Genomic DNA, 26,905 nt, shown 5'->3' with positions numbered 1-26,905 from the left:
TACGCCGGGGTGAATTGGCCGCAGGCCAAGAGGGGCAGCGCCCCTCCATATCTAGTCCTGCCTGCCTCGTCCCGCGCCGCTTCCTCAGCTCGCGAACTCTTCGCGCGCGTAGCCCTGCAGGAACAGCAGTGCGGTCAAATCGCCAAGGTTGACCCGCAGCGCGCATTCCGCCTGTACCGAAGGCTTGGCATGCAGCGCCACGCCAAAGCCCGCGCGGGTCAGCATCCCCAGATCGTTGGCGCCGTCGCCCACCGCCAGCACGTCGTCTTCGCCAATGCCGAGGCGCGCGGTGATCTCCTCCAGCGCCTGCACCTTCGCTTCGCGCCCGAGGATGGGCCGGGCGGGCACGCCGGTGAGCTTGCCATTGTCGACCAGAAGTGTGTTGGCGCGGTTCTCGTCAAAACCCACCTGAGCCGCCACCTTGGCGGTGAAGGCGGTGAAGCCGCCCGAGACCAGCGCAGCGTAAGCCCCGTTCGCCTTCATCGTCGCGACCAGCGCCGGGCCGCCGGGCATCAGCGTGATGCGGGTCTCGAGCACCTTGTCGATAACGCTTTCCGGCAGGCCCTTCAGCAATGCCACCCGCTCGGTCAGCGCGCCCTCGAAGTCCAGCTCGCCGTTCATCGCGCGCGCGGTGATCTCTTTGACATGCGCGCCGACGCCGGCCTCTTCGGCCAGCTCGTCGATGCATTCTTGCTGGATCATCGTGCTGTCCATGTCGGCCAGCAGCATCTTCTTGCGGCGCCCTTCGGCGGGCAGCAGGTTCACATCCGCCTGATCTGCGAGCGACGCGCGTACCTCGTCGAAGTTGCCGGGCGCAGCCGCCACCGGAAATTCCGCCGCCTCGCCGTCCGAAAGCACGGTGACCGGGCCGCCGCCGAAGGCATTGCGCAGGCTGTCGACCAGAGCGGTATCCAGCGTGCCGGGGCGGGCGATGAGCGAGACGATCTGCATGTAGGCACTCCAATGTCTGACGCGGCGGCTTCTGGCACGGCGCGCTCGACTTTTCCAGCCTCCGTCGCGCTCTGTCGCGGGCGGCACGCGCAAAGCGCACGTGCGGCGCACCGGGGCGTGACTTGCAATCGACGGATCTGCCCGACATATCCCATGTGGTACTGGAGGACCGCCCAATGCTGCGAAACATCCTGATCGTTCCCGCCCTGAGCCTTTTCTTCACCGCACTTCCGGCGCTCGCCCAGAGCGTGGCCGAGACCAAGGTGCCGCAGAGCCAGGCGGAAATATCCCTGTCTTTCGTGCCGCTGGTGAAACAGGCAACGCCGGCGGTGGTCAATATCTATGCCAGCCGCGTGGTCGAGGCGCGCAGCCCCTTCGCCGGCGATCCGCTTTTCGGCAACCTCTTCCGAGATTTTCGCGGACGGCCGCGCGTGCAGAACTCACTGGGCTCGGGCGTGATCCTCTCCGAAGACGGGGTCGTGGTGTCCAACTACCATGTGGTCGGGCAGGCGACCGACATTCGTGTCGTGCTCAACACCGGCGCCGAATATGAGGCCGAGGTCCTGCTGTCAGACGAGGAGGCCGATCTGGCAATCCTCAAGCTCGATGACGCGCAGGGCATGCCGTTCCTGCCGCTGCGCGACAGCGACTCGGTGGAGGTGGGTGAGCTGACGCTGGCCATCGGCAACCCCTTCGGCGTCGGCCAGACGGTCAGCTCGGGCATCGTTTCAGGCCTCGCGCGCTCGGGCACCGCCACCGGCAACGCCCGCGGCTATTTCATCCAGACCGACGCGCCGATCAATCCGGGCAACTCGGGCGGTGCGCTGATCGATGTGAAGGGCCGGCTGATCGGGGTGAATACCTCGATCCTCACCCGGTCGGGCGGCTCCAACGGCATCGGCTTCGCCATCCCCTCGGCGCTGGTGCGCCAGTTCGTCGAGCAGGCCGAGGCGGGCAACACCGCGTTCGAGCGGCCTTGGGCGGGGATGACCGGGCAGAGCGTCGATGCGGACCTTTCTGAAAGCCTTGGCATGGGGCTGCCCGGTGGGGTGCTGATCTCGCAATTGCACGCCGCCAGCCCCTTCGCCAAGGCCGGGCTGGAAGTGGGCGACGTGGTACTCGCGGTCGATGGGCAGCCGGTGAACACGCCCGCCGAGATGCTTTACCGGATGTCGGTGACGGGGCTGGGCCATGCAGCGCGGATCACCTATCTTCATGACGGCACGCAGCAAGACGCCAAGGTTGCGATGATCGCCGCGCCCGACGATCCGCCGCAGCAGCGGGTGACGCTGGACGAACGGGCGGTCTTGCCGGGGCTGACGCTGGCGCGGCTCAACCCGGCGGTGCAGACCGAGCTTGGACTGCCGCTCTCGGGCAGCGAAGGCGTGGTGGTTGTCGATCCCGGCCCGTGGGGCGCGCGGATCGGGCTGCAGCGCGGCGATCTTGTCCGCGCGGTCAACGGCCATCGGGTCGAACTGCCGGGCGATGTGGACGGGCTGCTGAAGAACGCTGTGCCGCGCATCCAGATCGACGCGCAGCGCGGCAATGGTCGCATCTCGCTGCGCTTCAGGGCCTGACCGTTGGGCCGAGGACACCGGGGCTGACAAGGGCCCCGTGACACGCACGGAAGGGTCCGAGGAGGGGCCGACACCTATGGCCGATCTTTTCGACGACACGCCCGGCAAAGCGCAGCCCACCCAGCCCGCGCAGTCCGGCCCGCGCCCGCTGGCGGACCGTCTGCGCCCGCGCGCGCTGGACGAGGTGATCGGCCAGGGCCAGGTGCTCGGTCCCGAGGCGCCGCTCGGAGTGATGCTCGCCTCGGGCACCCTGTCGAGCCTGATCTTCTGGGGGCCTCCGGGGGTGGGCAAGACCACCATCGCGCGGTTGCTGGCCGATGCCACCGACCTGCACTTCGTGCAGATCAGCGCGATCTTCACCGGCGTGCCGGAACTGCGCAAAGTGTTCGAGGCGGCGCGCCACCGCCACGCCAACGGGCAGGGTACGCTGCTCTTCGTTGACGAGATTCATCGTTTCAACAAGGCGCAGCAGGACGGTTTCCTGCCGCATATGGAGGACGGCACCATCCTGCTGGTGGGGGCCACCACCGAGAACCCAAGCTTCGAGCTTAATGCGGCTTTGCTCTCGCGCGCGCAGGTGCTGGTTCTGGAGCGGCTCGGGCTGGCCGATCTGGAGCACCTCACGCAGCGTGCCGAACGGGAGCTGGACAAGGTGCTGCCGCTCGATCCCGCCGCGCGCGCCGCGCTGCTGGAAATGGCCGATGGTGACGGGCGCGCCCTGCTCAACCTCATAGAACAGATCATGGCTTGGACGGTGGAGGCGCCGCTTGGTCCCGAGGCGCTGTCGGCCCGGCTGATGCGGCGGGCGGCGCAATACGACAAGAGCGGCGAGGGTCACTACAACCTGATCTCGGCGCTGCACAAGGCGGTGCGCGGCTCGGACCCCGACGCGTCTCTTTACTGGTTCGCGCGCATGCTCGAGGGCGGCGAAGACCCGCGCTTTCTGGCCCGCCGCCTGACCCGCATGGCGGTGGAGGACATCGGCCTTGCCGACCCGCAGGCGCAGTCGGTCTGCATCGACAGTTGGCAGACTTACGAGCGGCTGGGCAGCCCCGAGGGCGAACTGGCGCTGGCGCAGGCGGTGATCTACCTCGCGCTTGCACCAAAATCGAACGCCGCCTACGTCGCCTATAAGGCGGCCCGCCGGGCTGCCAAGCAGACCGGTTCGCTGATGCCGCCGAAGCACATTCTGAACGCGCCGACCTCAATGATGAAGGATCAGGGCTACGGCAGCGGCTATGCCTACGACCACGATGCCGAGGACGGCTTCTCCGGACAGGATTACTTCCCCGAGGATATGGACCGCGGCAGGTACTACGCGCCGGTGGAGCGCGGCTTCGAGCGCGACCTGAAGAAGCGCGTCGAGTATTTCGAGAGGCTGCGCGGCGACCGAAAACGCTGATCTTCGTCTAGACGGAAATATCCCGGGGGTGAGGCGCGCCGCGCCGAGGGGGCAGCGCCCCCTGATCGCACGGCAGAGGCAGAGCGCCGCGGCCCCCGAAACTTGACAATTCCCCACGCGCAGGACATTTCCGCCCGCATGATCCTCACGGTTTTACAGGTCGCGCTCGGCGGAGCGCTGGGCGCCAGCGGGCGCTATCTCACCGGGCTTGCCATGGCGCGCCTGCTGGGAAAGGGCTTTCCGTGGGGGACGCTGCTGGTGAATGTCCTCGGCTCTTTCGCCATGGGCGTCATCGTGGTGGTGCTGGGCAATTTCTCGGCCAACCGTTTCGCGCCGTTCCTGATGACCGGCGTGCTCGGGGGATTTACCACGTTTTCCGCATTTTCCCTAGATTTCGCAACGCTCTACGAGCGCGGTGATATCGCTGTCGCGGGGGCCTATGTGGCGGCTTCGGTGGCTGTCTCTCTTGCCGCGCTCTTCGCCGGGCTGCTGCTGACCAGGAGTTTCTTCGCATGAGCCGTGTACAGACCGTGACCGTGGGTCCGGGCGATGGCGATCAGCGCCTCGACCGCTGGATGAAGCGCCACTTCCCGCATGTGCCGCAGGGCCGCATCGAGAAGATGTGCCGCAAGGGCGAGATTCGCGTGGATGGCGGCCGGGTGAAGGCCTCGACCCGCCTTGCGGTGGGCAATCAGGTGCGCGTCCCGCCGCTGCCCGAGCCCGAGGAGATGGCCAAAACGGCTCCGGCCAAGCCCAAGGTTTCAGACGCCGACAGCAAGCTGATCCAATCCTGTGTGCTGTGGAAAGACGATCATATCATTGCGCTGAACAAGCCACCGGGCATGCCGACGCAGGGCGGCTCCAAGCAGACGCGCCATGTGGACGGTCTCGCCGAAGCGCTGAAGTTCGGCTTTGAGGAAAAGCCGCGCCTCGTGCACCGGCTCGACAAGGACACCTCGGGCGTACTGCTTCTGGCGCGCACGCGCGAGATGGCGCAGGCGCTGACCGCCGCAATCCGGCACAAAGAGACGCGCAAGATCTACTGGGCGCTGGTCGCGGGCGTGCCGACGCCCTACCTCGGCGAGATCAAGTATGGGCTGGTGAAGGCTGGCGGCCACGGCAAGGGCGGCGAGGGCGAGAAAATGCGCGCCATCCACCCGCGCGAGATCGACAGCACCCCCGGCGCCAAGCGCGCCCACACGCTCTATGCCACGCTTTATCGCGTTGCGGGGCGGGCAAGCTGGGTGGCGATGGAGCCCGTCACGGGCCGCACCCACCAGCTGCGCGCGCATATGGCCGAGATTGGCCATCCGATCATCGGTGATGGCAAATATGGCGGTTCTGGTCAGGAAAACCTCGGCGACGGCTGGGGCGCGCAGCTGGGCGGTATTATCTCGAAGAAGCTGCATCTGCACGCGCGCTCGATGACCTTCCTGCACCCGGTCACCAAGAAAGCGGTCACCGTCACCGCACCGCTGCCGGATCATATGGCGCAAAGCTGGGAGACCTTCGGCTGGACCGAGGATCTGGCGGCCGACGACCCCTTCGAAGAGCTGCACTGAGAGACGGCGGGCACATGAACCTCAAGCTGATCATCTTCGACGTCGATGGCACGCTGGTCGACAGTCAGGCGGATATCCTTGCCTCGATGCGCGGCGCCTTTGCCGCGCTGGGGCTGGAGGCGCCGTCGCGCGAAGAGATCCTGAGCATTGTGGGCCTGTCGCTGCCGGTGGCCATCGCGCGGCTGGCCCCCGAGGCGGAGCCGGCTGCCATCGACGAGATGACCGAAGCCTATAAGGCCACCTACATGCGCCTGCGCGCGCAGTCGGGCACCCCGGTCAGTTCGCCGCTTTATCCGCATGTGCGCGAGATGCTAGAGGCCCTGCACGCGCGGCCCGAGTGGTTGCTGGGCATCGCCACCGGCAAGTCGCGCCGCGGCCTCGACAAGCTGGTCGACGGGCATGGCATCCGCTCCCTTTTCGTCACGCAGCAATGCGCCGACGATCACCCGTCAAAGCCGCATCCGGCGATGCTGCAGGCCGCGCTGTCCGAGGCCGGCGTCGAGGCGCGGGACGCGGTGATGCTGGGCGACACCAGCTTTGATATGGACATGGCCGCGGCTGCCGGGATCCACGGGATCGGCGTCAGCTGGGGCTATCACGACCGCGCGCGGCTCGCGTCGGCGCGCAGCATTATCGATGACATCCGCGCGCTACCGGCGCTGCTGGACCAACTCTGGAGCCAAGCCGCATGAGCGAATGGGCCCCCCGCCGTTTCTATAAGGACGCCACGGTCGAAGAGGCCGAGGGCGGTTTCATCGTGCATCTGGATGGGCGCCCGCTGCGCACACCGGGTAAGGCGGCTCTGGTGGTGCCGACCCGCGCCATCGCCGAGGCCATGGCCGAGGAATGGCGCGCGCAGGACGAAAAGATCGACCCGCGCACCATGCCGTTCACCCGCACCTCCAATAGCGCCATCGACAAGGTGGCGCCGCAGCACGCGGATGTGGCGAACATGCTGGCCGAATACGGCGACAGCGACCTGCTGTGCTATCGCGCCGACAGCCCCGAGCCGCTGGTCGAGCGTCAGAAGGCGCAGTGGGACCCGCTGCTTGACTGGGCCGAGCGCGAGCTTGGCGCGCGGCTCGAGACGCGGCAGGGGCTGATGCACAGCGCGCAGCCCGAACCGGCGCTGCGGGTTTTGGCCGAGCGGACCCACGCGCTGACCTCGTTCGAACTGGCTGCGTTCCACGATCTGGTGGCGCTGACTGGCTCGCTGGTTCTTGGCTTCGCGGCCACTGAGCAGGCGCATGACGCGGAGGAACTCTGGGCGCTCTCGCGCCTTGACGAGACCTTCCAGGAAGAGCTCTGGGGCGAGGATGAAGAGGCGCAGGAAGCGGCTGAAATTAAACGACAGGCCTTCCTTCACGCCCATCGCTTCTTTGCTTTCTGCCGCACTGCCTAAACGTATATCTCTTCAAGAGTCGTTGCGTAAGATGCAGGCATTTGCATGCCTTTTTCGCGGCGCACCGGCTTGACCTTGCCGAAAGTTTCCTCCCAAACTCCCCCCAGCACAGGGAGGGAGCCCCTGGCTGCGCAAACCGATCCAGCAAGGATCAAGAGCCGGTCCGCAAGGGGCCGGGCAACAGGAAGAGGTTAACATGAAAAAAACCGTAACTCTGGGCGCTCTGACGGCCGCCGCCTTCGCGGCAGGTGCTGCAGGTGCCGCGACCCTTGACGACGTGAAAGCGGCCGGGGAGCTGAAGTGCGGTGTGTCGACGGGTCTGGCCGGTTTCTCGGCACCCGACGCAAACAACACGTGGCAGGGTTTCGACGTGGCGTACTGCCGCGCGCTCGCCGCAGCCGTGCTGGGCGACCCGATGGCGGTGTCGTTCACTCAGACCACCGGCCAGACCCGCTTCACCGCGCTGGCCTCCGGCGAGATCGACGTTCTGGCGCGCAACACCACTTGGACGCTGTCGCGTGACGTCGACCTGAAGTTCGAATTCGTCGGCGTGAACTACTACGACGGTCAGGGCTTCATGGCACCCAAATCGCTGGGCATCGCCTCGGCGAAGGAACTCGACGGCGCGACCGTCTGCATCCAGACCGGCACCACCACCGAGCTGAACCTCGCGGACTTCTTCCGCGCCAACAACATCAGCTACGAGCCGGTGCCGATCGAGACCAACGCCGAAGCCCAGCAGCAGTACCTTGCCGGCGCTTGTGACGTTTACACCACCGACGCATCCGGCCTGGCAGCAACCCGCGCGACCTTCGAGAACCCGGCCGATCACGTGATCCTGCCGGAAATCATCTCGAAAGAGCCGCTCGGCCCGCTGGTTCGCCACGGCGACAACGAGTGGGGCGACATCGCCCGCTGGACGCTGAACGCACTGGTCGCCGCCGAAGAATATGGCGTGACCTCGGCCAACATCGCGGAGCTGTCCTCGGCACCGACGAACAACCCCGAGATCAACCGTCTGCTCGGCACCGAAGGTGAGATGGGCGCTATGCTTGGTCTCGACGCTGAATGGGCCAAGCGCGCCATCATGGCGGGCGGCAACTACGGCGAGCTGTTCGAGAAGAACATCGGCGAAGCCACCCCGATCGGCCTGTCGCGCGGCCTGAACGCGCAGTGGACCGAAGGCGGCCTGCTCTACAGCCCGCCCTTCCGCTAAGATCGACTATGGCAAAGGGGCGCAGGGAAACCTGCGCCCCTTTCCACCTAAACAAGAAAAACATCGCGTTTGCGTGGGGCACGGACAGCGGATCAACCGCTGCAGTAGCCCACACGGCAAATGTCCGGGGAGACATTTATGGCGACCATGACGGATCCGCCGGAGCGAGGCTTCCGGCTGAGTCAGCTCATTTTCGACACGCGCTATCGATCGATGACCATCCAAGTGGTGGCGATGATCCTCATTGCGCTTTTGCTGTCGTGGCTGATTTCCAACACGATCCATAACCTCGAGGCGCTCGGCAAGGATTTCGATTTCGGGTTCCTCGGCCAGCCTGCGGGCTATGACATCAACCAGCAGCTTATCGACTACAACAACCAGATGAGCCACGGGCGCGCCGCCTTGGTGGGCATCCTGAACACCTTGCTGGTGGCGGTGCTGGGCTGTGCCCTAGCCACGGTTGTAGGTGTGATCGCCGGTGTTCTTCGACTGTCGAACAACTGGATCGTCTCGCGCCTGACCGCGGTCTACGTGGAAGGCTTCCGCAACGTGCCGCTGCTGCTGTGGATCGTGCTGATCTTCGCGCTGATGACAGAGGCGATGCCCACACCGCGCGAGTTCCGCGCCGAGGACGGACCGTCGATGATCGCCGGCGACAGCGTCGCGATCACCAATCGCGGCGTCTATATCCCCAACCTCGTCTTCAGCCGGTCGCTGGGAGGCAACGAGGTGGTCACCGCCGCGCCCGAGGCGCCGGCGGCTGCTGCGGGCACCAGCACGGGCACGGTCGGAACCGTTGGCACCACCTATGGCGCCAGCCGTATCGCGACCGGTGGGACCGGCGGCGTGTCGACGGGGCAGAACAGTGCGGCATCCACCGCAGCCAGCGGGGATGCAGACACCGCTGAAGGCGGGATCGAGGGAGAGGTCATTCCCTCTTCCTCCGCATGGGACTGGCTGCTGATCCTCGTGGTCCTGATTGCCGGGATTGTCGGTGCGCGATATCTGGCCAAGCGCGCGACACGCATTCAGGAAGCCACGGGCAAGCGCCCGATGACGCTGCCGCTGCAGATCGCCTCGGTGCTGGTGCCGGTGATCGTCGTGCTGGTGCTGCTTGGCGCCTCGCTCGACAAACCCGAACTCGGCGGCTTCAACTTTGACGGCGGCGTGCACCTGCGCAACTCTCTGATCGCGCTGTGGCTGGCCCTGTCGCTCTACACCGGCGCCTTTATCGCCGAGATCGTGCGTGGCGGCATCCTCGCCATTTCTCAGGGGCAGACCGAAGCGGCCTATGCTTTGGGTCTGCGTCCGGGCACCACGATGAACCTCGTGATCCTGCCACAGGCGCTGCGTGTCATCATCCCGCCGCTGATTTCGCAGTTCCTGAACCTCACGAAGAACAGCTCGCTCGCCATCGCTGTGGGCTACATGGACGTGCGCTCGACCTTGGGCGGCATCACCATCAACCAGACCGGCCGCGAGCTTGAAGGCATGCTGCTGCTGGGCCTGTTCTATCTGGTACTGAGCCTGCTGATCTCGGGCGTCATGAACGTCTACAACTCCTCTGTGAAGCTGAAGGAGCGGTGACATGAGCGATACACACGCACAAACCGTCGCCTATGTCCGCGACTCGATGCTCGACCAGCAGGAGCCGCCGCTGACCCAGACCGGGGCGGTGAAGTGGATCCGCGAGAACCTGTTCTCAGGCTGGCTCAACATCCTGCTCACGCTGGCTTCGCTGTGGATCATCTACGCGGTGCTCAGCCACCTGCTGCCTTGGGCGCTGCGCGGCATCTGGGATGCGTCCAGCCTCAGCGAATGCCGGGCCATCCGCGACGAGCTTTACGGCGCCGACGCTTCGGTGGCTTGCTGGGCGGTGCTGGCGGAACGCTGGCCGCAGCTGATCTTCGGCTTCTTCCCCAAAGAGCTGTACTGGCGCCCGATCCTTGCGTTCCTGCTGTTCCTCGCTGCGGTTGCACCCGTGCTGTTCAGCTCGGTGCCGCGCAAGGCGCTGTGGCTGTCGGCGCTTGCGCCGTTCGTGCTGTTCTGGCTGCTCTGGGGCGGATCGCTCTGGGGGCCGATCGCCGCCATCTTGGGCTTCGTCATCGGCTGGGCGATCATGACCTTCGCCGCGCCGAAGCTTGGCACTCTGCTGTCGGTAATCCTCGCCATTGTAGTGCCGGTGCTTTACTGGCTCTTCGTCGCCGGTCCGCTGGCCTCGGCACTGGCCTCGGTGCTGCCGCTGGCACTGGAACAGGTGCCGACGCAGAACATGGGCGGCTTCATGCTGGCGACGATCATTGGTGTCTCGGGCATCGTGCTGTCGCTGCCGCTGGGCATCCTGCTGGCGCTGGGGCGTCAGTCGGACATGTTCATCATCAACAAATGCTCGGTGATCTTTATCGAGATCATCCGGGGTGTGCCGCTGATCGTCTGGCTGTTCACCGCGTCGCTGCTGCTGAACTACTTCCTGCCGCCGGGCACCAACTTTGACCTGATGCTGCGGGTCATCATCATGGTCACGCTGTTCTCGGCCGCCTACATCGCGGAAGTGGTCCGCGGTGGCCTCGCAGCACTGCCCAAGGGCCAGTACGAGGCGGCGGATGCGCTGGGTCTGGACTATTGGAAATCGATGCGGCTGATCATCCTGCCGCAGGCGCTGAAGATCTCGATCCCGGGGATCGTGAACACCTTCATCGGCCTGTTCAAGGACACCACGCTGGTCGTGTTCATCGGCCTGCTGGACCCCATCGGCCTGTCCAACTCGATCCGGGCGACCACCGACTGGAACGGGGTCTACTGGGAACTCTTCGTCTTTATCGGTCTGTGCTTCTTCATCTTCTGCTTCAGCATGGGCCGCTATTCGCTCTTCCTCGAGAAAAAGCTCCGTAGAGAGCACCGTTAAGGAGACCTCCAATGTCTGAACTTGCAACACGCGAAGTCGATCGCAGCCAGATGACGGTCTCCGACGAGGTGGCCATCCAGATCAGCAACATGAACAAGTGGTACGGGACTTTCCACGTGCTGCGCGACATCGATCTGACCGTCTACCGCGGTGAGCGGATCGTCATCGCCGGGCCTTCGGGCTCGGGCAAATCGACGATGATCCGCTGCATCAACCGTCTTGAAGAGCATCAGGCGGGCAGCATCATGGTCGACGGGATCGAGCTGAGCTCGGATCTGAAAAACATCGACAAGATCCGCTCCGAGGTTGGCATGTGCTTTCAGCACTTCAATCTCTTCCCGCATCTGACCATCCTCGAGAACTGCACGCTGGCGCCGATCTGGGTTCGCAAGATCCCCAAGAAGCAGGCTGAAGAAACTGCGATGCACTTCCTCGAGAAAGTGAAGATCCCCGAGCAGGCCCACAAATACCCCGGCCAGCTTTCCGGCGGTCAGCAGCAGCGTGTGGCCATCGCCCGCTCGCTGTGCATGAAGCCACGGATCATGCTGTTCGACGAGCCGACCTCGGCGCTCGACCCGGAGATGATCAAGGAAGTTCTCGATACGATGGTCGAACTGGCCGAAGAGGGCATGACCATGCTCTGCGTTACGCACGAAATGGGATTCGCCCGTCAGGTCGCGAATCGGGTCATCTTCATGGACGCTGGACAGATCGTCGAACAGAACGAGCCCGAGGAATTCTTCAACAATCCGCAGCATGAGCGGACGAAGTTGTTCCTTAGCCAGATCCTTGGGCACTAACGCCTAAAAAATCTGCATTTTTTCAGCGAGTCCCATGAAATTTGGGGCTCGTTTTTTTATCATTTGTGTTACGTTCTGTGACACGGAGTCGAACAGCGGCTCCTCCGGTCGCTGACCGGATGCAATCTGTGCCGGTTTCCTGAGGGGACGATCCGCGAATAGGTCGTCCGAGTGTCGCCCGCGTTCGGATCGTTGCGTGGGAGGATGCGCGATCTGATTTGGCTGACCCGGACCTATCGTATGGTCTCTTCAAACCGTGACCGGCTACAGGGGCGCTCGTGATCCTTTGGGAGGGGGGTCGCGGGCGCCACTTTATTTTCAGCCCACAACCTTAGAGTAGGCGTTCCGGCTGGGCGTCTATCCCGCGCCTGCGGCAGTTCCCCGGCCTTCAGGCCAGTTCGCGCGGGATTGTGAACGCGTGGCAGCTGGCCGTGCCCATACGTGCGTCGGCCCAGTCGCCGATGTCGAAATCCGCGACCAGCGTCGCGCCGGTGGGATAGTCGGCGAAGCGCGGGTGGTTGGGGCCGCATGCAACCAGACCATTGGCGAAATCGCAGATGCCGGGATTGTGCGCGAGCATCAGCACGGTCGCGCCGCTGGCGGCGCGCAGGCTCTTGAGCAGCGCGGCAGGCCCGGCGAGATAGAGTCTGTCCTCGAAGCGCGTGGGCACCTCTCCCAAGGCCAACATATCGAGCGTCTCGCGCGTGCGTGCGGCGGACGAGCAAAGCACTTGATCTGGCAGGTAGCCGCCGTCGCGGAGCCAATGGCCGAGCGCTGCAGCGCTGGTGCGGCCCCGATCGTTCAGCGGGCGGGCGTGATCAGGCATTCCGACCGACCAATCGGATTTGGCATGCCGCATAAGAATGAGCCGTTTCATGATGGAGCCTCCGCCTGTGGCCAGTGTCCCATGAAGCTCGCCATGTGGAAAGCGGCCTGTTCGGGAGGCCGCTGCATCGCCGAGGACAGAGGGCAGGCGCGGCGCACAAGGCATCCGCGGCGACGGCACTCGCGACCCTCGGGGCTGCGCAGATGCGCGAGGCAGGCTGGCACATCATAGTCGCCACCGCAGCCGAGCGCGCCCACCGGGCAGGCGGTCTCGCAGGGACGGCTGCAGGCGTCGCAGGGCGGCGCTACGGAGCGCAAGGGCAGAGGCAGGCGCTGCGGCAGGGCGATGGCACCACGGTAGCTGATCAGCAGGCCAGCCTCTGCATGAACCAGCATCCCCGGCGGGGCGGTGAAGGCGAGGCCGCTGGCCTTCGCCCATGACAGGAACGCCGGATAGGGCGGCCCGTCGGACGGGAAAATCGCGGCCCCGCCAAACTTGCATGCCAGCGCGCCGATCACGCGCTTTGACCAACGGTCCAGCGGGTCCGGGTCGCCATCGCGATATTCATAGGAGGCGGCGAACACGGGCCAAAAGCGCGGCTCGTCCGGGCCAAGCAGCAGCAGCGTTGCGCATCCGTCGGGAACGCCGTGGCACGCAATGGGGTGAAACGCACCGCGCAGCGCCAGCCCTTCGGCCCGCGCTGCGGCGGCAACTTCGGAGAGCGTCACTCGCGCGGGCGCACCGGTTCAAGATCGGCGCGGCGGATCAGCGAGCCAGCACCATGCTCGGTGAAAAGCTCCAGCAGGCAGGCGTTGGGCACACGGCCGTCGAGGATGACCACCGCGCGCACGCCTTCTTCGACCGCCTTCAGCGCGGTCTCGGTCTTGGGGATCATGCCGCCGGCGATCGTGCCATCCGCTGTCATCGCGCGGACCTCTTCGGGGGTCATCTGCGTGACAACCTCGCCATCCTTGTTCTTCACCCCCGAAACGTCGGTGAGCAGCAGCAGGCGATCGGCCTTCAAAGCGCCAGCCAGCGCACCGGCGGCGGTGTCGCCGTTGACGTTGAAGGTTTCCAGATAGTCCATGCCGGTGGCGACGGGGGCCACCACGGGGATGATCCCGGCCTTGAAGAGATCGTGCAGCACCTGCACGTTGCATTCGACCGGACGGCCGACGAAGCCCAGTTCCGGATCATCCGCCTCGCAGACGATCAGATCATCGTCCTTGCCCGAAAGGCCCACGGCACGGCCGCCCTCGTCCATGATGGCCTGCACAATGCGCTTGTTCACCAGCCCGGTCAGCACCATTTCGACCACCTCGACGGTGGCCTGATCGGTGACCCGCTTGCCGCGCTTGAACTCGGACTTGATGTTCAGCTTGCCCAGCATGTCGTTGATCATCGGCCCGCCGCCGTGCACCACCACCGGGTTCACGCCGACCTGACGCATCAGCACGATGTCCCGCGCGAACTCTGCCATGGCGTCGGTGTCGCCCATGGCGTTGCCGCCGAACTTCACCACCACGATCGCGCCCGTATAGCGCTGCAGATAGGGCAGGGCTTCGTTGAGAGTGCGGGCGGTGGTGATCCAGTCTCGGTTCATCGTCTGCTTCTTCATCTTGTGGTGCATCCTCGATGCGGGAACGTCTCTCTTTCCGCGAAGACCTAGACCCTGCGTCAGGATTTGCGAAGGGGAATCTCAGGAAAGTCCGTTGATGATCGCGCGCAGCGTGGGAATGCCATCGCCTTTTTCGGAACTGGTGAGCACGATCTCGGGGTATGCGGCGGGGTGCTTCGACAACTTCTCGCGCACTTGGCTCAGGATCTTGTCGAGGTCTTTGGCCTTCAGCTTGTCGGTCTTGGTCAGCACCGCCTGAAAGGTCACCGCCGATTTGTCGAGCAGGCCCATGATCTCTTCGTCCACCGGTTTCACCCCATGGCGGGCGTCGATCAGCACGAAGGCGCGGCGCAGTGACACGCGGCCGGAAAGATACTGTTTGAGCAGCCGCTGCCACTTCTCGACCACCGCGACAGGGGCATTGGCGAAACCATAGCCCGGAAGGTCGACGAGATAGTGGCTCTCGTTCAGCGTGAAGAAGTTGATCTCTTGGGTCCGGCCCGGCGTATTGGACGCGCGGGCGATGCCCTTGCGCCCGGTCAGCGCGTTGATCAGGCTGGATTTGCCAACGTTGGAGCGCCCGGCAAAGCATACCTCGGGGCGGTCATCGGGCGGCAGACCGTCCATGGCCACCACGCCCTTGAGGAATTGCACGTCACCGGCAAAGGCCTTCCGCGCGGCCTCACGGGCGGCGTCATCTGGTTCTTCGGCGATGGGGAAGGGAAGGGGGGTCGTCACAGCAGGGTTACCTCGTCGTCCAGGGCGATCTCGCCGCCTGTCGTCACTTCGGCCTGCACCGAGAAATCCGTATGCCCCCAGTGCCGCAGCGCGCCCAGCGTATCCGCATCGCGCTGGCCTGTCTCGGGGTTTGCGGTGGTGGCCGCGCAGCGTCCGGTCCGTTCGCGCACGGTGAAGACGGCAGTGCCGATCTTCACCTGACGTCCGATCCAATCCCACTCTTCCCAAGCGTCCAACCCGTCAAGCCAGATGTTGCCACGCCAGCGGTGGATCGACAGCGGCTGACCCATCTGCGCCTCGACCGCGCGGTGCGAGCCCATGCTGCACAGGGTGATAGAGGGGAAGGCGGCGTCGGTCATGCCGCGCGCCTGTGCCCGGACGAGCCGCGCCGATTGCGCCCGGTCCTCGGGCATCAGCGGGCGCACCCAGTCCAGAAAGGCGGTGCCGTCATGGTCGGGATCAATGGTCAGAACGGGGCGGTCCGGGTGGTGCAGGGTGATAGTGCCCGCCGCCTCGTTCAGCTTAGCGCTGATGGCCATGAGCTGGGGCGCCTTGGCGCCCCGGCTGAAATTGCCGCAACGGACCCATTCGGACCCGTCGACAGCAGAGTTTTCATGCACGACTGCCCAAGCCCTGTCGAAGGGCAGGCAGTGATGAGCGGTCAGCGTCACCCGATCCAGCGCCTCGCGGCCATGGGCCTTGATCGGGTGGCGCCAGATCTGGGTGACGCTTGCGCTCATTTTCCGTCCGACTTCGCGTCCTTGGGCTTGCGCTTGAAGCCGGATTTGATGTTGCCGAACACGTCAGGCTTTGCCCCGTGGCTGCGCATGATGATGTACTGCTGGGTGAAGGTGATCGTGTTGTTGGTGATCCAGTAGAGCACCAGACCCGAGGCGAAGCCGCCGAGCATGAACATGAACACCCACGGCATCCAGGCAAAGATCATCTTCTGCGCCGGGTCGGTGGGCGCCGGGTTCAGCTTCTGCTGCAGGAACATCGAGATGCCCAGCAGGATCGGCAGGATACCGATGAAGATCATCGCCAGCGTGCTGCCCGGTTCGGGAGCGGCCCAAGGCAGCGCGCCGAACAGGTTGAAGATCGAGGTGGGGTCAGGTGCCGAGAGATCCTGGAACGGGCCGAAGAAGGGCGCGTGCCGCAGCTCGAACGCGACGAAGATCACCTTGTAGAGCGAGAAGAAGATCGGGATCTGCAGCAGGATCGGCAGGCAGCCCGAGGCCGGGTTGACCTTCTCGCGCTTGTAGAGCGCCATCATCTCCTGCTGAAGCTTCTGACGGTCATCGCCCGCCTTCTTCTTCATCTCTTCCATCTGCGGCTGCAGTTCCTTCATCTTCGCCATCGAGACGTAGGACTTATACGCCAGCGGGAAGAGGATCGCTTTCAGCAGGATGGTTAGGCCGATGATCGACAGACCCATGTTCCCGATCAGCTGGTGGATGTGGTGCAGAAGCCAGAAGATCGGCTTGGTCAGGAAGAAGAACCAGCCCCAGTCGATGCTGTCGACAAAACGGTCGACGCCCTGATCCTGATACTCGTTGATCACTTCCCAGACCTTGGCGCCCGAGAACATGCGGGTCGACACCTCGGCGGTGGCGCCAGCCGCGATGGTCTGCGTCGGCATGACCACCTCGGCCTGATAGATGTCACGCGCTTCGTTGTACTTGATCGCCTGACGGAAGCCGGTGCCGCTGTCGGGGATCAGCACGGTTTCCCAGTAGTGCTCGGTGAAGCCGATCCAGCCGCTCTCGGACACCTGATAGACCTCGGCCTGCGCGCCGGCGCTGGGGACGGTGTCGAAATCGCGGATGTGCTTGTATTTGTTCTCGTCGAGCGTGCCGTCGGTCATCGCGATGGCGCCCTCGTGCAGAACGAAGAAGTTCTTCAGATCCGACGGCTCACCGTGGCGCGCGAGGATGCCGTAGGGCGCAGCGGCAACCTCGGTATCGGTGGGGTTCTCGACCGATTGGGTCACGTCGAACATGAACTGCTCATCCACCGCGAAAGTGCGGCGGAAGATCAGGCCCGAGGGGCTGTCCCAGCGCAGGGTGACCGGGGCGTCCACATCGAGTGTCTCGCCCTCTTCGACGGTCCACTCGGTGTTGGGGCCGGGCACGTCGCCGGCCTGCAGCCCGCTGCCGGGCGCCCAGCCGTAGACCGCATAGTAGGGGTTGGCGCTGCCCACGGGCGCGAGCAGCTGCACCTCCGGCGAGCTCTCGTCATTGGTTTCGTGGTAGTCGCGCAGGCTCAGGTCATCGATGCGGCCGCCGGTGAGGGCGATCGAACCGATCAGAGCCGGGGCGTCGATCTCGACCCGCGCGGTTTCGAGCGCCGCCTCGGCCGGAGCGCTGCCCGCGGCGGGCGCGGTTTGTCCGGTGCCGTCCGCCGCCGGCGTGCTGACGCCATCAGCCGACGGGGCGGTCTGCTCGGTCGTCTGGGCCGTCTCGTCCACCGTCGCTTCGGGCGGCGGGAAGAGGAGGAACCAGACGAGGATCACGACGAAGCTCAGCGCCGTGGCGATGAGCAGATTCTTGTTCTGATTGTCCATGCGAGAGACTGCCACCTGTCCTTGGAAAGTCAAAGCCGGGTTCAACAGGGCGGACCCCCAAAGGTCAAGCTGATTCATGCCCCGCAAGGGGCTTTGTGACCTAATGCTGCGAGGAAGCGTGGCGTTAGTCGGGGCTGCACCTGCACGGCGATGGCGGTGCGACGGCGTGTGGGGGGGCTGCGGGATGCGCGTCCGGCGTCGGCTCCGCGTGTTGCGGGATGCCGGGTCAGGCGTGGCCGCTCCCGAGCTTTTGCGCTGCGGCGATGCGTTTGGCGTGGTCCTGCGCCCATTCGGCAAGCTGCGCGGCGGGCATCGGGCGGGCGATGCCGAAGCCCTGCGCGTGGTCGCAGCCGAGCTGGGCCAAAAGTGCATGTTCGCCGCTGCTTTCAACGCCCTCGGCCACCGTCTCGAGGCCCAGCCGGTCGGCAAGGCCGAGAACTGCCGCCATCATCCGGCGCTGATCCTCGCTGCGGTCGACCCGCGCCACGAAGCTGCGGTCAATCTTCAGCCGGTGTACCGTGAGCCTGCGCAGGGTGGCGATCGAGGCATGCCCGGTGCCGAAATCGTCAAGGTCGACGCGGCAGCCAAGACGCGACAGCTCCATGATATTGCGCGGGATGATGCCTTCGGGGCTTTCGGCGATGACGGTTTCCAGAACCTCGATGCCAAGCCGGGTGGCCGGCAGGCCGAACCGGTCGAGATCCCATTTCAGCCGGTCCACCAGTCGTTGGTTGCGCAGTTCGACATCGGAAAAGTTGATGCTGACCCGGGGAATGGAGATGCCCTGTGCATCCCAGTCGCGCAGCGCGGTTAGCCCGTGGTGGAGTACCGTTTCGGTAAGCTGGTCCATGCGTCCCGAGGCGTGCAGCGCCTCTAGGAATTGTGCGGGCGGTATGATGCCGCGCTGGGGGTGCATCCAGCGGACCAGGGCTTCGACTCCGCTGATCTCGCCGGTCGAGGTGCAAAGTTGTGGTTGGTACCAAGGCTGGATCTGCCCTTTGGCCAACGCCGCCTCCACTTCGGCCAAAAGCTCGGTGCGGGCGCGCCGCTCCGAGCGCATGCCTTCGCTCCACGCTCTGATTGCCGAGGGCGCGTTGTCCGAGGCCTCGCGCAGCGCGGCCTGTGCGCACTCAAGCATGTCGGCTCCATCGGCGCCGGGGCGGAGTCGCGCCGAGCCGCAGAAGCCGATGGACACCGACAGATAGTGCAATCCGCTGTCTGTGACGGCGGGCTCTTCCAGGATGCGTTGCAGGCGGTCCGACAGGGTGATCAGCGCTTCAAGATCGAGCCGCAGGCCGGGCGCGATGAGCACCATGAACCGTGCGTCGCCAATGCGTATGGCGGTGTCTTCGGGGCGCAGCGCGTGGCGCAGGCGGCCCAGCAGCAGAACGCGCAGGGCTTCAGCCACGTCCTCGCCCATGCGGCGCGAGATCGTCTCGAGCCCTTCGGCCTCCAGCAGCAGGCAGGCGGTGTGCATCTCGGCGGCGCGGGCCTGCTGAAAGCTGTGCTGGGCGAAATCCTGCGCGGCGGCCATGCTGACCAGATCCTGACCAGCGCGGCGGCGCGCCGCCCTGTGTCCGGACGGTTCGGTGTTGCCGATCAGCCCGTAGACCAGTGGCACGGTAAGCGCGACACCCAGCAGCGCCAGTTCGCCGCCAAGCCAGAAGGCTGCGAGCGACAGCGCCGGGATGAAGGCCAGCATGTAAGGCCCCCGCGACCAACGGTGCAGCCAGGTCTGAGCCTGCGCGATTTTCCGAGAGATATCCGGTGGCATGGCCCGCCCCCTGCATCGTCTGAGATGGGGACAGGCCTAGCGCATGAGGGTAAGGCTTCGCTTAACGCAGGTCGGGAATTCCGTCATCCGCATCGGGCGCGCGTTTCGACATGTCGCGCATCAGCCCGGCGAAATCGAATAGCTTGGGGTCCATCATGTGCGACGGGCGGATGTTGGTCAGCGCCTTGAACATCACCTGACGGCGGCCCGGGGCGTTCTTTTCCCAGCCGTCGAGAATTTGCTTCACCTGCTGGCGCTGCAAGCCATCCTGCGAGCCGCAAAGATCACACGGAATGATCGGATAGTTCATCGCCTTGGCGAATTTCTCGCAATCCACCTCGGCCACATGCGCGAGCGGGCGGTAGACGAAGAGGTCTCCCTCTTCGTTGACCAGCTTCGGCGGCATGGTGGCAAGCCGCCCGCCGTGGAAGAGGTTCATGAAGAAGGTCTCGAGGATGTCGTCGCGGTGATGGCCAAGCACGACCGCGGAACACCCTTCCTCGCGCGCGATGCGGTAGAGGTTGCCGCGGCGCAGACGCGAGCACAGCGCGCAATAGGTGCGGCCCTGCGGGACCTTGTCCATGACCACGGAATAGGTGTCTTGGTACTCAATCCGGTGCGGCACCTGCATCTTTTCAAGGAACTCGGGCAGCACGGTCGCCGGAAAGCCCGGCTGGCCCTGATCGAGATTGCAGGCCAGGATCTCCACCGGCAGCAGCCCGCGCCACTTCAGTTCGTGCAGCACCGCCAGCAGCGTGTAGCTGTCCTTGCCACCCGACAGGCACACCAGCCACTTGGGCAGGGTGCCATCCTCGCGGCGCTCGATCATGCCGTATTGTTCCACCGCTTCGCGGGTGTTCTGCACGATGCGCTTGCGCAGCTTCTTGAACTCGGTGCTTTTGGGAGCGCCGTAGAACAGCGGGTGGATGTCGTCGGCGTCGTCGTCGAACATGGGCGGCCTCAGTCGGGAACGTTGTCGATGCCGGACCCGCCCAGCGGGTGGCAGCGCAGAATGCGGCGGATCGCCAGATAGGACCCCTTGAACGCGCCGTGCTTTTCCAGCGCCTCCATGGCGTAGGCCGAACAGGTCGGCTGGAAGCGGCAGCCGTGGCCGACCCAAGGGGAGAAGAGCAAACGGTAGGCGCGCACGGGCAGGGCGGCGATATGGGCGAGCGGGCTCATGCCTCGCGCTTCTGGCGCGGCTTGCGTGGATGCCCGGGGCCGGAGTTGCCGCTCTCGTGGATTTTGCGCAGCGCGTAGCCCAGATCATCCTGCAGCGCCGAAAAGTCGCGCTCGGCGGTGTGCCCGGCGCGGCCGATCAGCACATAGTCCCAGCCCGGTTTGCCCAGTTGCGGCAGGTTCAGGCGCGCGATCTCGCGCAGCCGTCGCTTGGCGCGGTTGCGGGCAACGGCGTTGCCGACCTTCTTCGAACAGGTGAAGCCAACGCGAATGCCGGGTGAGCCGTCATCGCGGTAGCGGGCCTGCAGCAGAAACGATGACACCGGCTGGCGGCGGGCACGCGCCGCCGCGAGGAAATCGCTGCGCTTGCGCAGCACCTCAAGCTTGGGTGTGTCGCTGTCCGTGTCGGAACTGTTCATCTTTGGGGCCACGTCTGAACCATCTGCACGGACGCCAAGCGCAAAGGCCGCCTCGGTCTGATCCGAAGCGGCCTTGGCCGGTGTCGTGTGCTTCCGCTCCGCCATGGGCAGAGCGCTCGGCTCAGGCGCTGAGCTTCTTGCGGCCGCGACCGCGGCGCGCGTTCAGGATCGCGCGACCGGCTTTGGTCGCCATCCGGGCACGGAAGCCGTGGCGGCGCTTGCGAACGAGGTTCGAAGGCTGAAAGGTGCGTTTCATCGCGCTCTTCTCCGTCTGGTCGGGCCTCTATCGAGGCCTGTCTCACATAATGGTCTCATTGCTGCCTGCGGCGCTTGCCCGAGGTGCCAGTCGCTGACAGCATGAGCTTACATCACAGACGGCCCAAAGCGGATTCGCCGGGCCGGGTCATTCGAGGCCCGTGCTATAGGCATGACCGGGGCGCGTGTCAAACCTCTATCCTATGTGGGCTGCAACAATTCCCGCGGTGGCGCGTGGGCGGCTGTAACATGCTGCCTGCGGAAGCGGAAATGCGGGGCATTCGCGTCACCGCTGATCAAGGCGGCGTGATTGGGCTGTGCGCAGCCGGTTCTAAACGCCATTCTAGGGACATGACACACCCCAAGCCGCCTCCTGGCCGCGCTCACAGCCGCCCCCACAAACGCCTCTGGCGCCATCTGCCGCTTGCGCTGATCGCGCTGGTGGCGGTGATCGGCGCGGTGACCCTGCGCGACTACATCAGTTTCGAGACGCTCAGCGAGAATCGCGCCGCGCTGCTGGAATTGCGTGACGAGAACTACCTGCTGATGGCCGGGGGATTCGTTGCCGCTTATGTGACCATCGTGGCGTTTTCGCTGCCTGGGGCGGCGGTCGCTTCTGTCACCGGCGGGTTTCTCTTCGGGCTTTGGGCAGGGACGGCGTTCAACGTGATCGCCGCCAGCCTCGGGGCCATCGCCATATTTCTGGCGGCGCGGGCGGGGCTGGGGCAGGCGCTGTCGGCTCGGATCGATGCCTCGGAGGGCAGGGTGCGACGGCTGCGCGATGCGCTGCGCGAGAATGAGATCAGCGTGCTGCTGCTGTTGCGGCTGGTGCCGGCGGTGCCGTTTTTCGTGGCAAACCTTCTGCCCGCGCTGGTTGGTGTCGGCCTTGGCAACTTTGCGTGGACGACGGCGTTGGGCATCATACCCGGGGCGCTGGTGTTCACCTCGATCGGGGTTGGCGTCGGGTCGGTCTTTGATCGCGGCGAGACCCCGGACCTCAGCCTGCTCTGGGCGCCGCAGGTCATTGGACCATTGCTGGGACTGGCCGCGCTGGCGGCCTTGCCCATCGTTCTGCGCGCGTGGCGCGCGCGCAAGGGAGTGTGAGTGCCATGGAAGACATCAAGACCGACCTGCTGATCATCGGTGCCGGATCGGGCGGGCTCTCTGTTGCAGCCGGTGCCGTGCAGATGGGCGCCAAGGTGGTGCTGGTGGAGCGCGGCGAGATGGGCGGTGATTGCCTCAACTACGGCTGCGTGCCGTCAAAGGCGCTGATCGCCGCCGCTGCGCAGGCCTATGCGCCGGGGCAGGCGGCGGCCTTCGGGGTGGACGTGGCGCCGCCGCGCGTGGATTGGCCGCGGGTGCGGGCGCATGTGCAGCAGGCCGTCGCGCGTATTGCTCCGGTTGATTCGCAGGAGCGGTTCGAGGGACTGGGCGTGCAGGTGATCCGCGAGCACGCACGGTTCGTTTCCGAGCGCGTTGTCGAGGCCGGGGCGTATCGTATCCAAGCAAGGCGCGTTGTGCTGGCCACTGGGTCGTCGCCTTTTGTGCCGCCGGTGGAGGTGCTGGAGAACGTGCCTTACCTCACCAACGAAACGCTTTGGGATCTCGAAGAACTGCCTTCGCACCTGCTGATTCTCGGCGGCGGCCCGATTGGTATGGAGATGGCGCAGGCGTTCCGGCGACTCGGCGCGCAGGTCACGGTGGTGGAAGGCGACAAGGCGCTTGGCCGCGAGGACCCGGAAATGGCGGCGATCGTGCTCGATCACCTGCGCAGCGAAGGGGTGACGATTCTCGAAGGTGAAACGGCTAGCGAAGCGCGGCGCGACGGTGGCGCCATTGAACTGCACCTGCAGAGCGGCAAGCGACTGACCGGATCACACCTCCTTGTGGCGGCGGGGCGCCGGGCGAATACCGAAGGGCTGGGGCTTGAGGCCGCGGGCATTGAGACCAGCAAGACCGGCATCGCGGTGGATGACCGGCTGCGCACCAGCAACCGCAAGGTCTATGCCATTGGCGATGCGGCTGGGGGGCTGCAGTTCACCCATGTGGCGGGATATCACGCGGGCATCGTAATCCGCTCGGCGCTTTTTGGCCTGCCAGCCAAAGCTGCAACCGGCCATATTCCACGCGCCACATATACAAAACCCGAGCTTGCGCATGTGGGGCTCACGGAGGTGGAGGCGCGGCAGCGCTACGGTGACAAGCTGGAAGTGCTGCGCGAGGCAGTTCAGCACAATGACCGCGCCATTACTGAACGCGAGACCACCGGATTGGTGAAGGTTATGGTGCACCGCGGCAAGCCCGTGGGGGCCAGCATCGTGGCCGCGCAGGCGGGCGATCTGATCTCCACTTGGGCGCTGGCGCTCTCGGCGGGCGTGAAAATCAGCCAAGTCGCGGGCATGGTCGCGCCCTATCCGACGATCGGGGAGCTTAACAAACGGGTTGCCGGATCCTATTTCACACCCAGATTGTTTGAAAACCGCACGGTCAAGGCTGTCACACGAACAGTTCAGCGCTTGCTTCCCTGACCGCTCCAAGAAAGCCAAAGACCGCACTCTATGTTCAATTCGCTCTCCGGCCGCTTCCTTGTGCTCACGACGGTGTTCGTGATGTTGGCCGAAGTGCTGATCTTCGTGCCCTCGGTGGCGCGATTCCGGCAAGACTTTCTCAACGACCACCTCGAGCGGGCGCAGATCGCGTCTCTGGCGCTTCTGGCCGATGACGTTCTGGCGCCGGAGCTGGAAGCCGAGCTGCTTGAAAACGCGGGGGTCTACAACGTGGTGCTGCAGCGCGACGAGCGCCGCGAACTGGCGCTGTCGTCACCGATGCCGGGCTCTGTCGATGCCAGCTATGACCTGCGCGAGGCGGGGCCGCTGGTTATGATGAAAGACGCGCTGGTGACGCTGGCCGACACCGAACCGCGCCTGATCCGGGTTCTGGGCTATCCCAAGGACGATGGCGGCGAGCTGATCGAGGTGACGATGGACAGCGCCCCGCTGCGTGCGGCGATGCTAGAGTTCGGCCTGCGCGTGCTGCTGTTCTCGGCGATGATCTCGATCGTTACGGCGGTGCTGTTGTTCCTTGCGGTGCGGGTGCTGCTGGTCAAGCCGATCAAGGGCGTCGTGGGGCACATGCAGCGCTACGCGGAGGATCCCGAGGACGCCCGCCGGATCATCAAGCCCAAGGCTGGCGTGCGCGAGATTCGCGAGGCCGAGGAGGCGCTGAAATCGCTCGAGACGCAGCTTTCGCAATCGCTGCGCCAGAAAGAGCGGCTGGCGCAGTTGGGCGGCGCAGTGGCGCGTGTCAGCCACGACCTGCGCAATATCCTCAGCTCGGCGCAGTTGTTCACCGACCGCATCGAAATGTCCGAGGACCCCACGGTAAAGCGCATGGCACCGAAGCTGGTCAGCTCGATCACCCGGGCGGTGTCGCTGTGCGAAACCACGCTTGCCTTCGGCAAGGCCGAAGAACCCGCGCCGATGCTCACCCACTTCAATCTTGCAGAATTGGTCAGCGAGGTGCTTGAGGCCGAGCGGCTGGCGATTGGCGACCATGAGGTGAGTCTTTCCGAAGATATCCCTGCCTCGATGCAGGTGCGTGGCGATCCCGAGCAGATCTACCGTGCCATCGCGAATCTCGTGCGCAATGCCCGGCAAGCGATCACCGGCTCGGGCGAGGAGGGCGAGATTGCCGTCTCGGCCCGCGCCGAGGACGACGATTGGGTGATCGAGGTGACCGATACCGGCCCCGGTCTGCCGCCCAAGGCGCGCGACCACCTCTTTCAGCCGTTTCAGGGCGGCGCGCGCAAAGGCGGTGCGGGGCTTGGTCTGGCGATCGTGGCCGAGCTGGTGCGGAATCACGGCGGCAAGCTGCAGCTTCTGCGCTCGGACGAGCGCGGCACATGCTTCGAAATTCGGCTTCCTACGGGTGACTTAGGGTAAGTTGGTAAGTTTTCTGAAAATCTCTCTTGCGTCTCCTTCGAACAAACTCTAAACCCCGCCGCAGACGGACCGATAGCTCAGCTGGATAGAGTACTTGACTACGAATCAAGGGGTCGGGGGTTCGAATCCTCCTCGGTCCGCCACTTCCCTCCTGTGGGGTGTCAGGCAAAACTGACTTTCATGTCAGATGCCTGACCCCGCAGGCGGAACTTCCAGAATGCGGAGTGGCGTTGCCCAGTTGAGCTCGCGATCGTAAGGTCAGGACATTCCTGCCTTTGTCTGATCCCGGAAGTCTCGTTTGGCCAAGAGCCTCCCTGCTATCCCCGGAAACACCTTTCCTCAGTTGCCGCTGACTGTGCCGCATGCTGCGTTCGAGCCGGCATCGTCTTTGCTGTCCCGTCTCGCGGCAAGGGGCGGGGCAAGCTCCATGCAGCGATTCTGCGGCGACATTGCCTTTCCGATCGATCCCTTGTTCCGCGGGGAGAAGGTCGCGATAGGGCAATTGGCGCAGCTGGCCGGGTGCGATGCGGCTGCGTTGGAGCGGGTGTCTGTCTGCCATCTTGGTAAAGGGCATTTCCGTCTGCGAGACGAATTTGCCTCCCGCCAGAGCTTTCAGCGCTTGCGGGTCCGTGTCTGTCCCGAGTGTGTAAGGGCAGAGGCGCCGTCTGCAGCTGAATCGTGGCGTGTTCCGCGCCGCCTGCAGTGGAAATTCTCGTCGATCAGAAGCTGCCCGGAGCATGGCTGTATGCTCGTGACCCTCCCGCCAGAGAAGTTTAGCAAAGATGCTAGGGATTTTTCGGCGCAGCTCCGGAAGCACTACGGCTGGGTCGTGGATCAGCCGATGATCCACGCAGGCCACAGCCCGTTAGAGCAGTATCTCACCGACCGCATCCTGAAGGGGCGGGGCGATCGATGGATCGACCGTCTCGAGCTCAATGTGGTGTCCCGCGCGTGTGAGGTGCTGGGGCTGCGCATCGCCAAGGGGCCGGACGCTTCGCTGGCAGGGCACAGAGAGGCCGAATGGGGGAGTTTCGGCGCCTCTGGCTACGACGTGCTGAAAGACGGCCCTGCGGCCCTCTCAGACTGCCTCACTGCGATGGCGCGTGAGGAGGGTGTGGATGGGCGTTTCTTCGGTCGGCTTTTCGGTCCCTGGACCACATGGCTGAAGAGCCGGAGCCTCGGTGACGAATTCGAACCCCTGCGTGACGTCGTGCGGCGGCACGTCTTCGACCATTTCTCTGTCAGAAGGGGAGTGCTGGTGCTGGGGGTGCCGTCGGAGGGAAAGGCTTCGTTGAATGCACAGAAGCCATTCCCGCTCAAGGGCTTCGCCAAGCGCAACGCAGAGGACTTGGTGCGCCGCGGGCTCGCTCAGTGCCAGGCTGATGGCAGCATCGTTCCCCTCGGCTTTGTCACACAGCGAATGCTTGAGGCATACGAGCGCGAGAAGAAGTTCTTCCCAGCTCGTAAGGGCTCTGGTGCAAGCTTAGCTGGCGAGGCGCATGGTGCCGACGGAGCAGAAGTAGAAGGTGAGGCCCATCTCTCCATCAGCTCCGTCGCTCATGCGCTACGCGTCACGGCAAAGACGGTGGGATACCTCGTCGAAAACGGATTGCTGCACCGTGCGGATTCTACGGAGCTCTACCGTCGAGGGGTGTAAGCGCCCGATAGCTACCGCAGTGGAATGTCCTTGACGCGTTCGATGATGTCGGGGTCGTCCACGAAGTCCTCGAGGAAGCTATGCCATTGCTCGATCGAGACCCGAGCAGACATGAGCATG

The 26,905-nt window shown here is 64.9% G+C and carries 26 protein-coding genes and 1 tRNA gene; 15 read left to right on the top strand and 12 right to left on the bottom strand.

The features are described 5' to 3' along the window. Nucleotides 1-84: 84 nt before the first annotated feature. Entirely contained in the window at nt 85-951 is an 867-nt protein-coding gene (gene serB, locus ACXAJT_RS25670; RefSeq protein ID WP_475241265.1) for a phosphoserine phosphatase SerB, read from the bottom strand. 176 nt (nt 952-1,127) lie between these two features. Here serB and ACXAJT_RS25665 point away from each other — a divergent pair, with 176 nt between their 5' ends. The 10 genes from ACXAJT_RS25665 (at nt 1,128) to ACXAJT_RS25620 (ending at nt 11,815) form a co-directional block, all read left to right on the top strand. Further along, nucleotides 1,128-2,528 (top strand): trypsin-like peptidase domain-containing protein, encoded by a 1,401-nt coding sequence (locus tag ACXAJT_RS25665; protein ID WP_475241263.1) that lies wholly within the window; start codon nt 1,128-1,130, stop codon nt 2,526-2,528. A 76-nt stretch (nt 2,529-2,604) separates the two neighbouring features. Continuing rightward, nucleotides 2,605-3,930, top strand: coding sequence for a replication-associated recombination protein A (locus tag ACXAJT_RS25660; RefSeq protein WP_475241261.1), 1,326 nt, complete (start codon nt 2,605-2,607; stop codon nt 3,928-3,930). A 138-nt stretch (nt 3,931-4,068) separates the two neighbouring features. Then, a complete protein-coding gene (gene crcB / locus ACXAJT_RS25655) occupies nt 4,069-4,446 on the top strand; it encodes a fluoride efflux transporter CrcB (protein ID WP_475241259.1) in 378 nt (125 codons plus the stop codon). After that, a complete protein-coding gene (locus tag ACXAJT_RS25650) occupies nt 4,443-5,492 on the top strand; it encodes an RluA family pseudouridine synthase (RefSeq protein WP_475241258.1) in 1,050 nt (349 codons plus the stop codon). Before crcB ends, ACXAJT_RS25650 begins: the two co-directional genes overlap by 4 nt. 14 nt (nt 5,493-5,506) lie before the next feature. Then, nucleotides 5,507-6,184 carry an HAD-IA family hydrolase gene (locus ACXAJT_RS25645; RefSeq protein ID WP_475241257.1) on the top strand — a complete coding sequence of 226 codons (678 nt, stop codon included), beginning with the start codon at nt 5,507-5,509 and terminating at the stop codon, nt 6,182-6,184. After that, a complete protein-coding gene (locus tag ACXAJT_RS25640) occupies nt 6,181-6,894 on the top strand; it encodes an ATP12 family chaperone protein (RefSeq protein ID WP_475241256.1) in 714 nt (237 codons plus the stop codon). The genes ACXAJT_RS25645 and ACXAJT_RS25640 overlap by 4 nt, the downstream gene beginning before the upstream one ends. A gap of 196 nt (nt 6,895-7,090) precedes the next feature. Continuing rightward, nucleotides 7,091-8,110 (top strand): amino acid ABC transporter substrate-binding protein, encoded by a 1,020-nt coding sequence (locus tag ACXAJT_RS25635; RefSeq protein ID WP_475241255.1) that lies wholly within the window; start codon nt 7,091-7,093, stop codon nt 8,108-8,110. 138 nt (nt 8,111-8,248) lie between these two features. Continuing rightward, nucleotides 8,249-9,697 carry an amino acid ABC transporter permease gene (locus ACXAJT_RS25630; protein WP_475241254.1) on the top strand — a complete coding sequence of 483 codons (1,449 nt, stop codon included), beginning with the start codon at nt 8,249-8,251 and terminating at the stop codon, nt 9,695-9,697. A gap of 1 nt (nt 9,698) precedes the next feature. After that, on the top strand, nt 9,699-11,015 hold the full coding sequence (locus tag ACXAJT_RS25625; RefSeq protein ID WP_475241253.1) for an amino acid ABC transporter permease: 1,317 nt from the start codon (nt 9,699-9,701) through the stop codon (nt 11,013-11,015). An 11-nt stretch (nt 11,016-11,026) separates the two neighbouring features. After that, on the top strand, nt 11,027-11,815 hold the full coding sequence (locus ACXAJT_RS25620; RefSeq protein ID WP_475241252.1) for an amino acid ABC transporter ATP-binding protein: 789 nt from the start codon (nt 11,027-11,029) through the stop codon (nt 11,813-11,815). Between the two features lie 388 nt (nt 11,816-12,203). On the opposite strand, the gene ACXAJT_RS25615 is transcribed toward ACXAJT_RS25620, so the two are convergent. The 11 genes from ACXAJT_RS25615 to rpmH all read right to left on the bottom strand — a co-directional run bounded on the left by ACXAJT_RS25615 (nt 12,204) and on the right by rpmH (nt 21,188). After that, entirely contained in the window at nt 12,204-12,692 is a 489-nt protein-coding gene (locus tag ACXAJT_RS25615; protein WP_475241251.1) for a SixA phosphatase family protein, read from the bottom strand. Then, nucleotides 12,689-13,369: a ferredoxin gene (locus tag ACXAJT_RS25610; RefSeq protein WP_475241250.1), complete on the bottom strand. Its 681-nt coding sequence runs from the start codon at nt 13,367-13,369 to the stop codon at nt 12,689-12,691. Before ACXAJT_RS25610 ends, ACXAJT_RS25615 begins: the two co-directional genes overlap by 4 nt. Next, nucleotides 13,366-14,259 carry an acetylglutamate kinase gene (gene argB, locus ACXAJT_RS25605; RefSeq protein WP_475241249.1) on the bottom strand — a complete coding sequence of 298 codons (894 nt, stop codon included), beginning with the start codon at nt 14,257-14,259 and terminating at the stop codon, nt 13,366-13,368. The genes ACXAJT_RS25610 and argB overlap by 4 nt, the downstream gene beginning before the upstream one ends. Before the next feature lie 81 nt (nt 14,260-14,340). Further along, the gene (yihA, locus tag ACXAJT_RS25600) at nt 14,341-14,997 is read right to left on the bottom strand and encodes a ribosome biogenesis GTP-binding protein YihA/YsxC (protein ID WP_475241248.1); all 657 of its coding nucleotides are present in this window, start codon (nt 14,995-14,997) and stop codon (nt 14,341-14,343) included. Further along, nucleotides 14,994-15,737, bottom strand: a complete 744-nt coding sequence (locus ACXAJT_RS25595; protein ID WP_475241247.1) for an MOSC domain-containing protein — start codon at nt 15,735-15,737, stop codon at nt 14,994-14,996. The genes yihA and ACXAJT_RS25595 overlap by 4 nt, the downstream gene beginning before the upstream one ends. Next, the gene (gene yidC, locus ACXAJT_RS25590) at nt 15,734-17,560 is read right to left on the bottom strand and encodes a membrane protein insertase YidC (RefSeq protein WP_475241245.1); all 1,827 of its coding nucleotides are present in this window, start codon (nt 17,558-17,560) and stop codon (nt 15,734-15,736) included. The genes ACXAJT_RS25595 and yidC overlap by 4 nt, the downstream gene beginning before the upstream one ends. A gap of 226 nt (nt 17,561-17,786) precedes the next feature. After that, the gene (locus ACXAJT_RS25585) at nt 17,787-19,334 is read right to left on the bottom strand and encodes a bifunctional diguanylate cyclase/phosphodiesterase (protein WP_475241241.1); all 1,548 of its coding nucleotides are present in this window, start codon (nt 19,332-19,334) and stop codon (nt 17,787-17,789) included. A gap of 61 nt (nt 19,335-19,395) precedes the next feature. Next, the gene (gene ttcA / locus ACXAJT_RS25580; protein ID WP_475241238.1) at nt 19,396-20,286 is read right to left on the bottom strand and encodes a tRNA 2-thiocytidine(32) synthetase TtcA; all 891 of its coding nucleotides are present in this window, start codon (nt 20,284-20,286) and stop codon (nt 19,396-19,398) included. A gap of 8 nt (nt 20,287-20,294) precedes the next feature. Beyond that, entirely contained in the window at nt 20,295-20,516 is a 222-nt protein-coding gene (yidD, locus tag ACXAJT_RS25575) for a membrane protein insertion efficiency factor YidD (RefSeq protein WP_475241235.1), read from the bottom strand. Then, nucleotides 20,513-20,932, bottom strand: a complete 420-nt coding sequence (gene rnpA, locus ACXAJT_RS25570; RefSeq protein WP_475241294.1) for a ribonuclease P protein component — start codon at nt 20,930-20,932, stop codon at nt 20,513-20,515. Before rnpA ends, yidD begins: the two co-directional genes overlap by 4 nt. A 121-nt stretch (nt 20,933-21,053) precedes the next feature. Next, nucleotides 21,054-21,188 (bottom strand): 50S ribosomal protein L34, encoded by a 135-nt coding sequence (gene rpmH, locus ACXAJT_RS25565; protein WP_066102660.1) that lies wholly within the window; start codon nt 21,186-21,188, stop codon nt 21,054-21,056. A gap of 350 nt (nt 21,189-21,538) precedes the next feature. Between rpmH and ACXAJT_RS25560 the strand changes: the two genes are divergently transcribed. From ACXAJT_RS25560 to ACXAJT_RS25540, 5 genes are all read left to right on the top strand, one after another. Then, nucleotides 21,539-22,291 (top strand): TVP38/TMEM64 family protein, encoded by a 753-nt coding sequence (locus ACXAJT_RS25560; RefSeq protein ID WP_475241232.1) that lies wholly within the window; start codon nt 21,539-21,541, stop codon nt 22,289-22,291. 5 nt (nt 22,292-22,296) lie between these two features. Beyond that, nucleotides 22,297-23,715, top strand: a complete 1,419-nt coding sequence (locus tag ACXAJT_RS25555; RefSeq protein ID WP_475241228.1) for a dihydrolipoyl dehydrogenase family protein — start codon at nt 22,297-22,299, stop codon at nt 23,713-23,715. Between the two features lie 30 nt (nt 23,716-23,745). Continuing rightward, nucleotides 23,746-25,128 (top strand): sensor histidine kinase, encoded by a 1,383-nt coding sequence (locus ACXAJT_RS25550; protein ID WP_475241224.1) that lies wholly within the window; start codon nt 23,746-23,748, stop codon nt 25,126-25,128. A 66-nt stretch (nt 25,129-25,194) separates the two neighbouring features. Next, nucleotides 25,195-25,271 (top strand) — tRNA-Arg (locus ACXAJT_RS25545). Nucleotides 25,272-25,426: 155 nt separating this feature from the next. Beyond that, nucleotides 25,427-26,785, top strand: coding sequence for a TniQ family protein (locus ACXAJT_RS25540; RefSeq protein ID WP_475241221.1), 1,359 nt, complete (start codon nt 25,427-25,429; stop codon nt 26,783-26,785). Nucleotides 26,786-26,905: the final 120 nt, after the last annotated feature.

The sequence above is a fragment of the Salipiger sp. ABF4_146 genome (assembly GCF_056161345.1).
The sequence above is the reverse complement of the archived record's forward strand: the minus strand, read 5'-3'. Positions and strand labels throughout refer to the sequence as shown.

Coding starts and splice junctions, on each gene's coding strand:
- crcB (WP_475241259.1), top strand. CDS start 4,069: ATGATCCTCACGGTTTTACAGGTCGCGCTCGGCGGAGCGCTGGGCGCC.
- ACXAJT_RS25630 (WP_475241254.1), top strand. CDS start 8,249: ATGGCGACCATGACGGATCCGCCGGAGCGAGGCTTCCGGCTGAGTCAG.
- ACXAJT_RS25665 (WP_475241263.1), top strand. CDS start 1,128: ATGCTGCGAAACATCCTGATCGTTCCCGCCCTGAGCCTTTTCTTCACC.
- ttcA (WP_475241238.1), bottom strand. CDS start 20,286: ATGTTCGACGACGACGCCGACGACATCCACCCGCTGTTCTACGGCGCT.
- ACXAJT_RS25650 (WP_475241258.1), top strand. CDS start 4,443: ATGAGCCGTGTACAGACCGTGACCGTGGGTCCGGGCGATGGCGATCAG.
- serB (WP_475241265.1), bottom strand. CDS start 951: ATGCAGATCGTCTCGCTCATCGCCCGCCCCGGCACGCTGGATACCGCT.
- ACXAJT_RS25585 (WP_475241241.1), bottom strand. CDS start 19,334: ATGCCACCGGATATCTCTCGGAAAATCGCGCAGGCTCAGACCTGGCTG.
- ACXAJT_RS25560 (WP_475241232.1), top strand. CDS start 21,539: ATGACACACCCCAAGCCGCCTCCTGGCCGCGCTCACAGCCGCCCCCAC.
- yidD (WP_475241235.1), bottom strand. CDS start 20,516: ATGAGCCCGCTCGCCCATATCGCCGCCCTGCCCGTGCGCGCCTACCGT.
- rpmH (WP_066102660.1), bottom strand. CDS start 21,188: ATGAAACGCACCTTTCAGCCTTCGAACCTCGTTCGCAAGCGCCGCCAC.
- ACXAJT_RS25620 (WP_475241252.1), top strand. CDS start 11,027: ATGTCTGAACTTGCAACACGCGAAGTCGATCGCAGCCAGATGACGGTC.
- ACXAJT_RS25615 (WP_475241251.1), bottom strand. CDS start 12,692: ATGAAACGGCTCATTCTTATGCGGCATGCCAAATCCGATTGGTCGGTC.
- yidC (WP_475241245.1), bottom strand. CDS start 17,560: ATGGACAATCAGAACAAGAATCTGCTCATCGCCACGGCGCTGAGCTTC.
- ACXAJT_RS25660 (WP_475241261.1), top strand. CDS start 2,605: ATGGCCGATCTTTTCGACGACACGCCCGGCAAAGCGCAGCCCACCCAG.
- rnpA (WP_475241294.1), bottom strand. CDS start 20,932: ATGAACAGTTCCGACACGGACAGCGACACACCCAAGCTTGAGGTGCTG.
- ACXAJT_RS25635 (WP_475241255.1), top strand. CDS start 7,091: ATGAAAAAAACCGTAACTCTGGGCGCTCTGACGGCCGCCGCCTTCGCG.
- ACXAJT_RS25595 (WP_475241247.1), bottom strand. CDS start 15,737: ATGAGCGCAAGCGTCACCCAGATCTGGCGCCACCCGATCAAGGCCCAT.
- ACXAJT_RS25625 (WP_475241253.1), top strand. CDS start 9,699: ATGAGCGATACACACGCACAAACCGTCGCCTATGTCCGCGACTCGATG.
- argB (WP_475241249.1), bottom strand. CDS start 14,259: ATGAAGAAGCAGACGATGAACCGAGACTGGATCACCACCGCCCGCACT.
- ACXAJT_RS25555 (WP_475241228.1), top strand. CDS start 22,297: ATGGAAGACATCAAGACCGACCTGCTGATCATCGGTGCCGGATCGGGC.
- ACXAJT_RS25645 (WP_475241257.1), top strand. CDS start 5,507: ATGAACCTCAAGCTGATCATCTTCGACGTCGATGGCACGCTGGTCGAC.
- ACXAJT_RS25550 (WP_475241224.1), top strand. CDS start 23,746: ATGTTCAATTCGCTCTCCGGCCGCTTCCTTGTGCTCACGACGGTGTTC.
- ACXAJT_RS25640 (WP_475241256.1), top strand. CDS start 6,181: ATGAGCGAATGGGCCCCCCGCCGTTTCTATAAGGACGCCACGGTCGAA.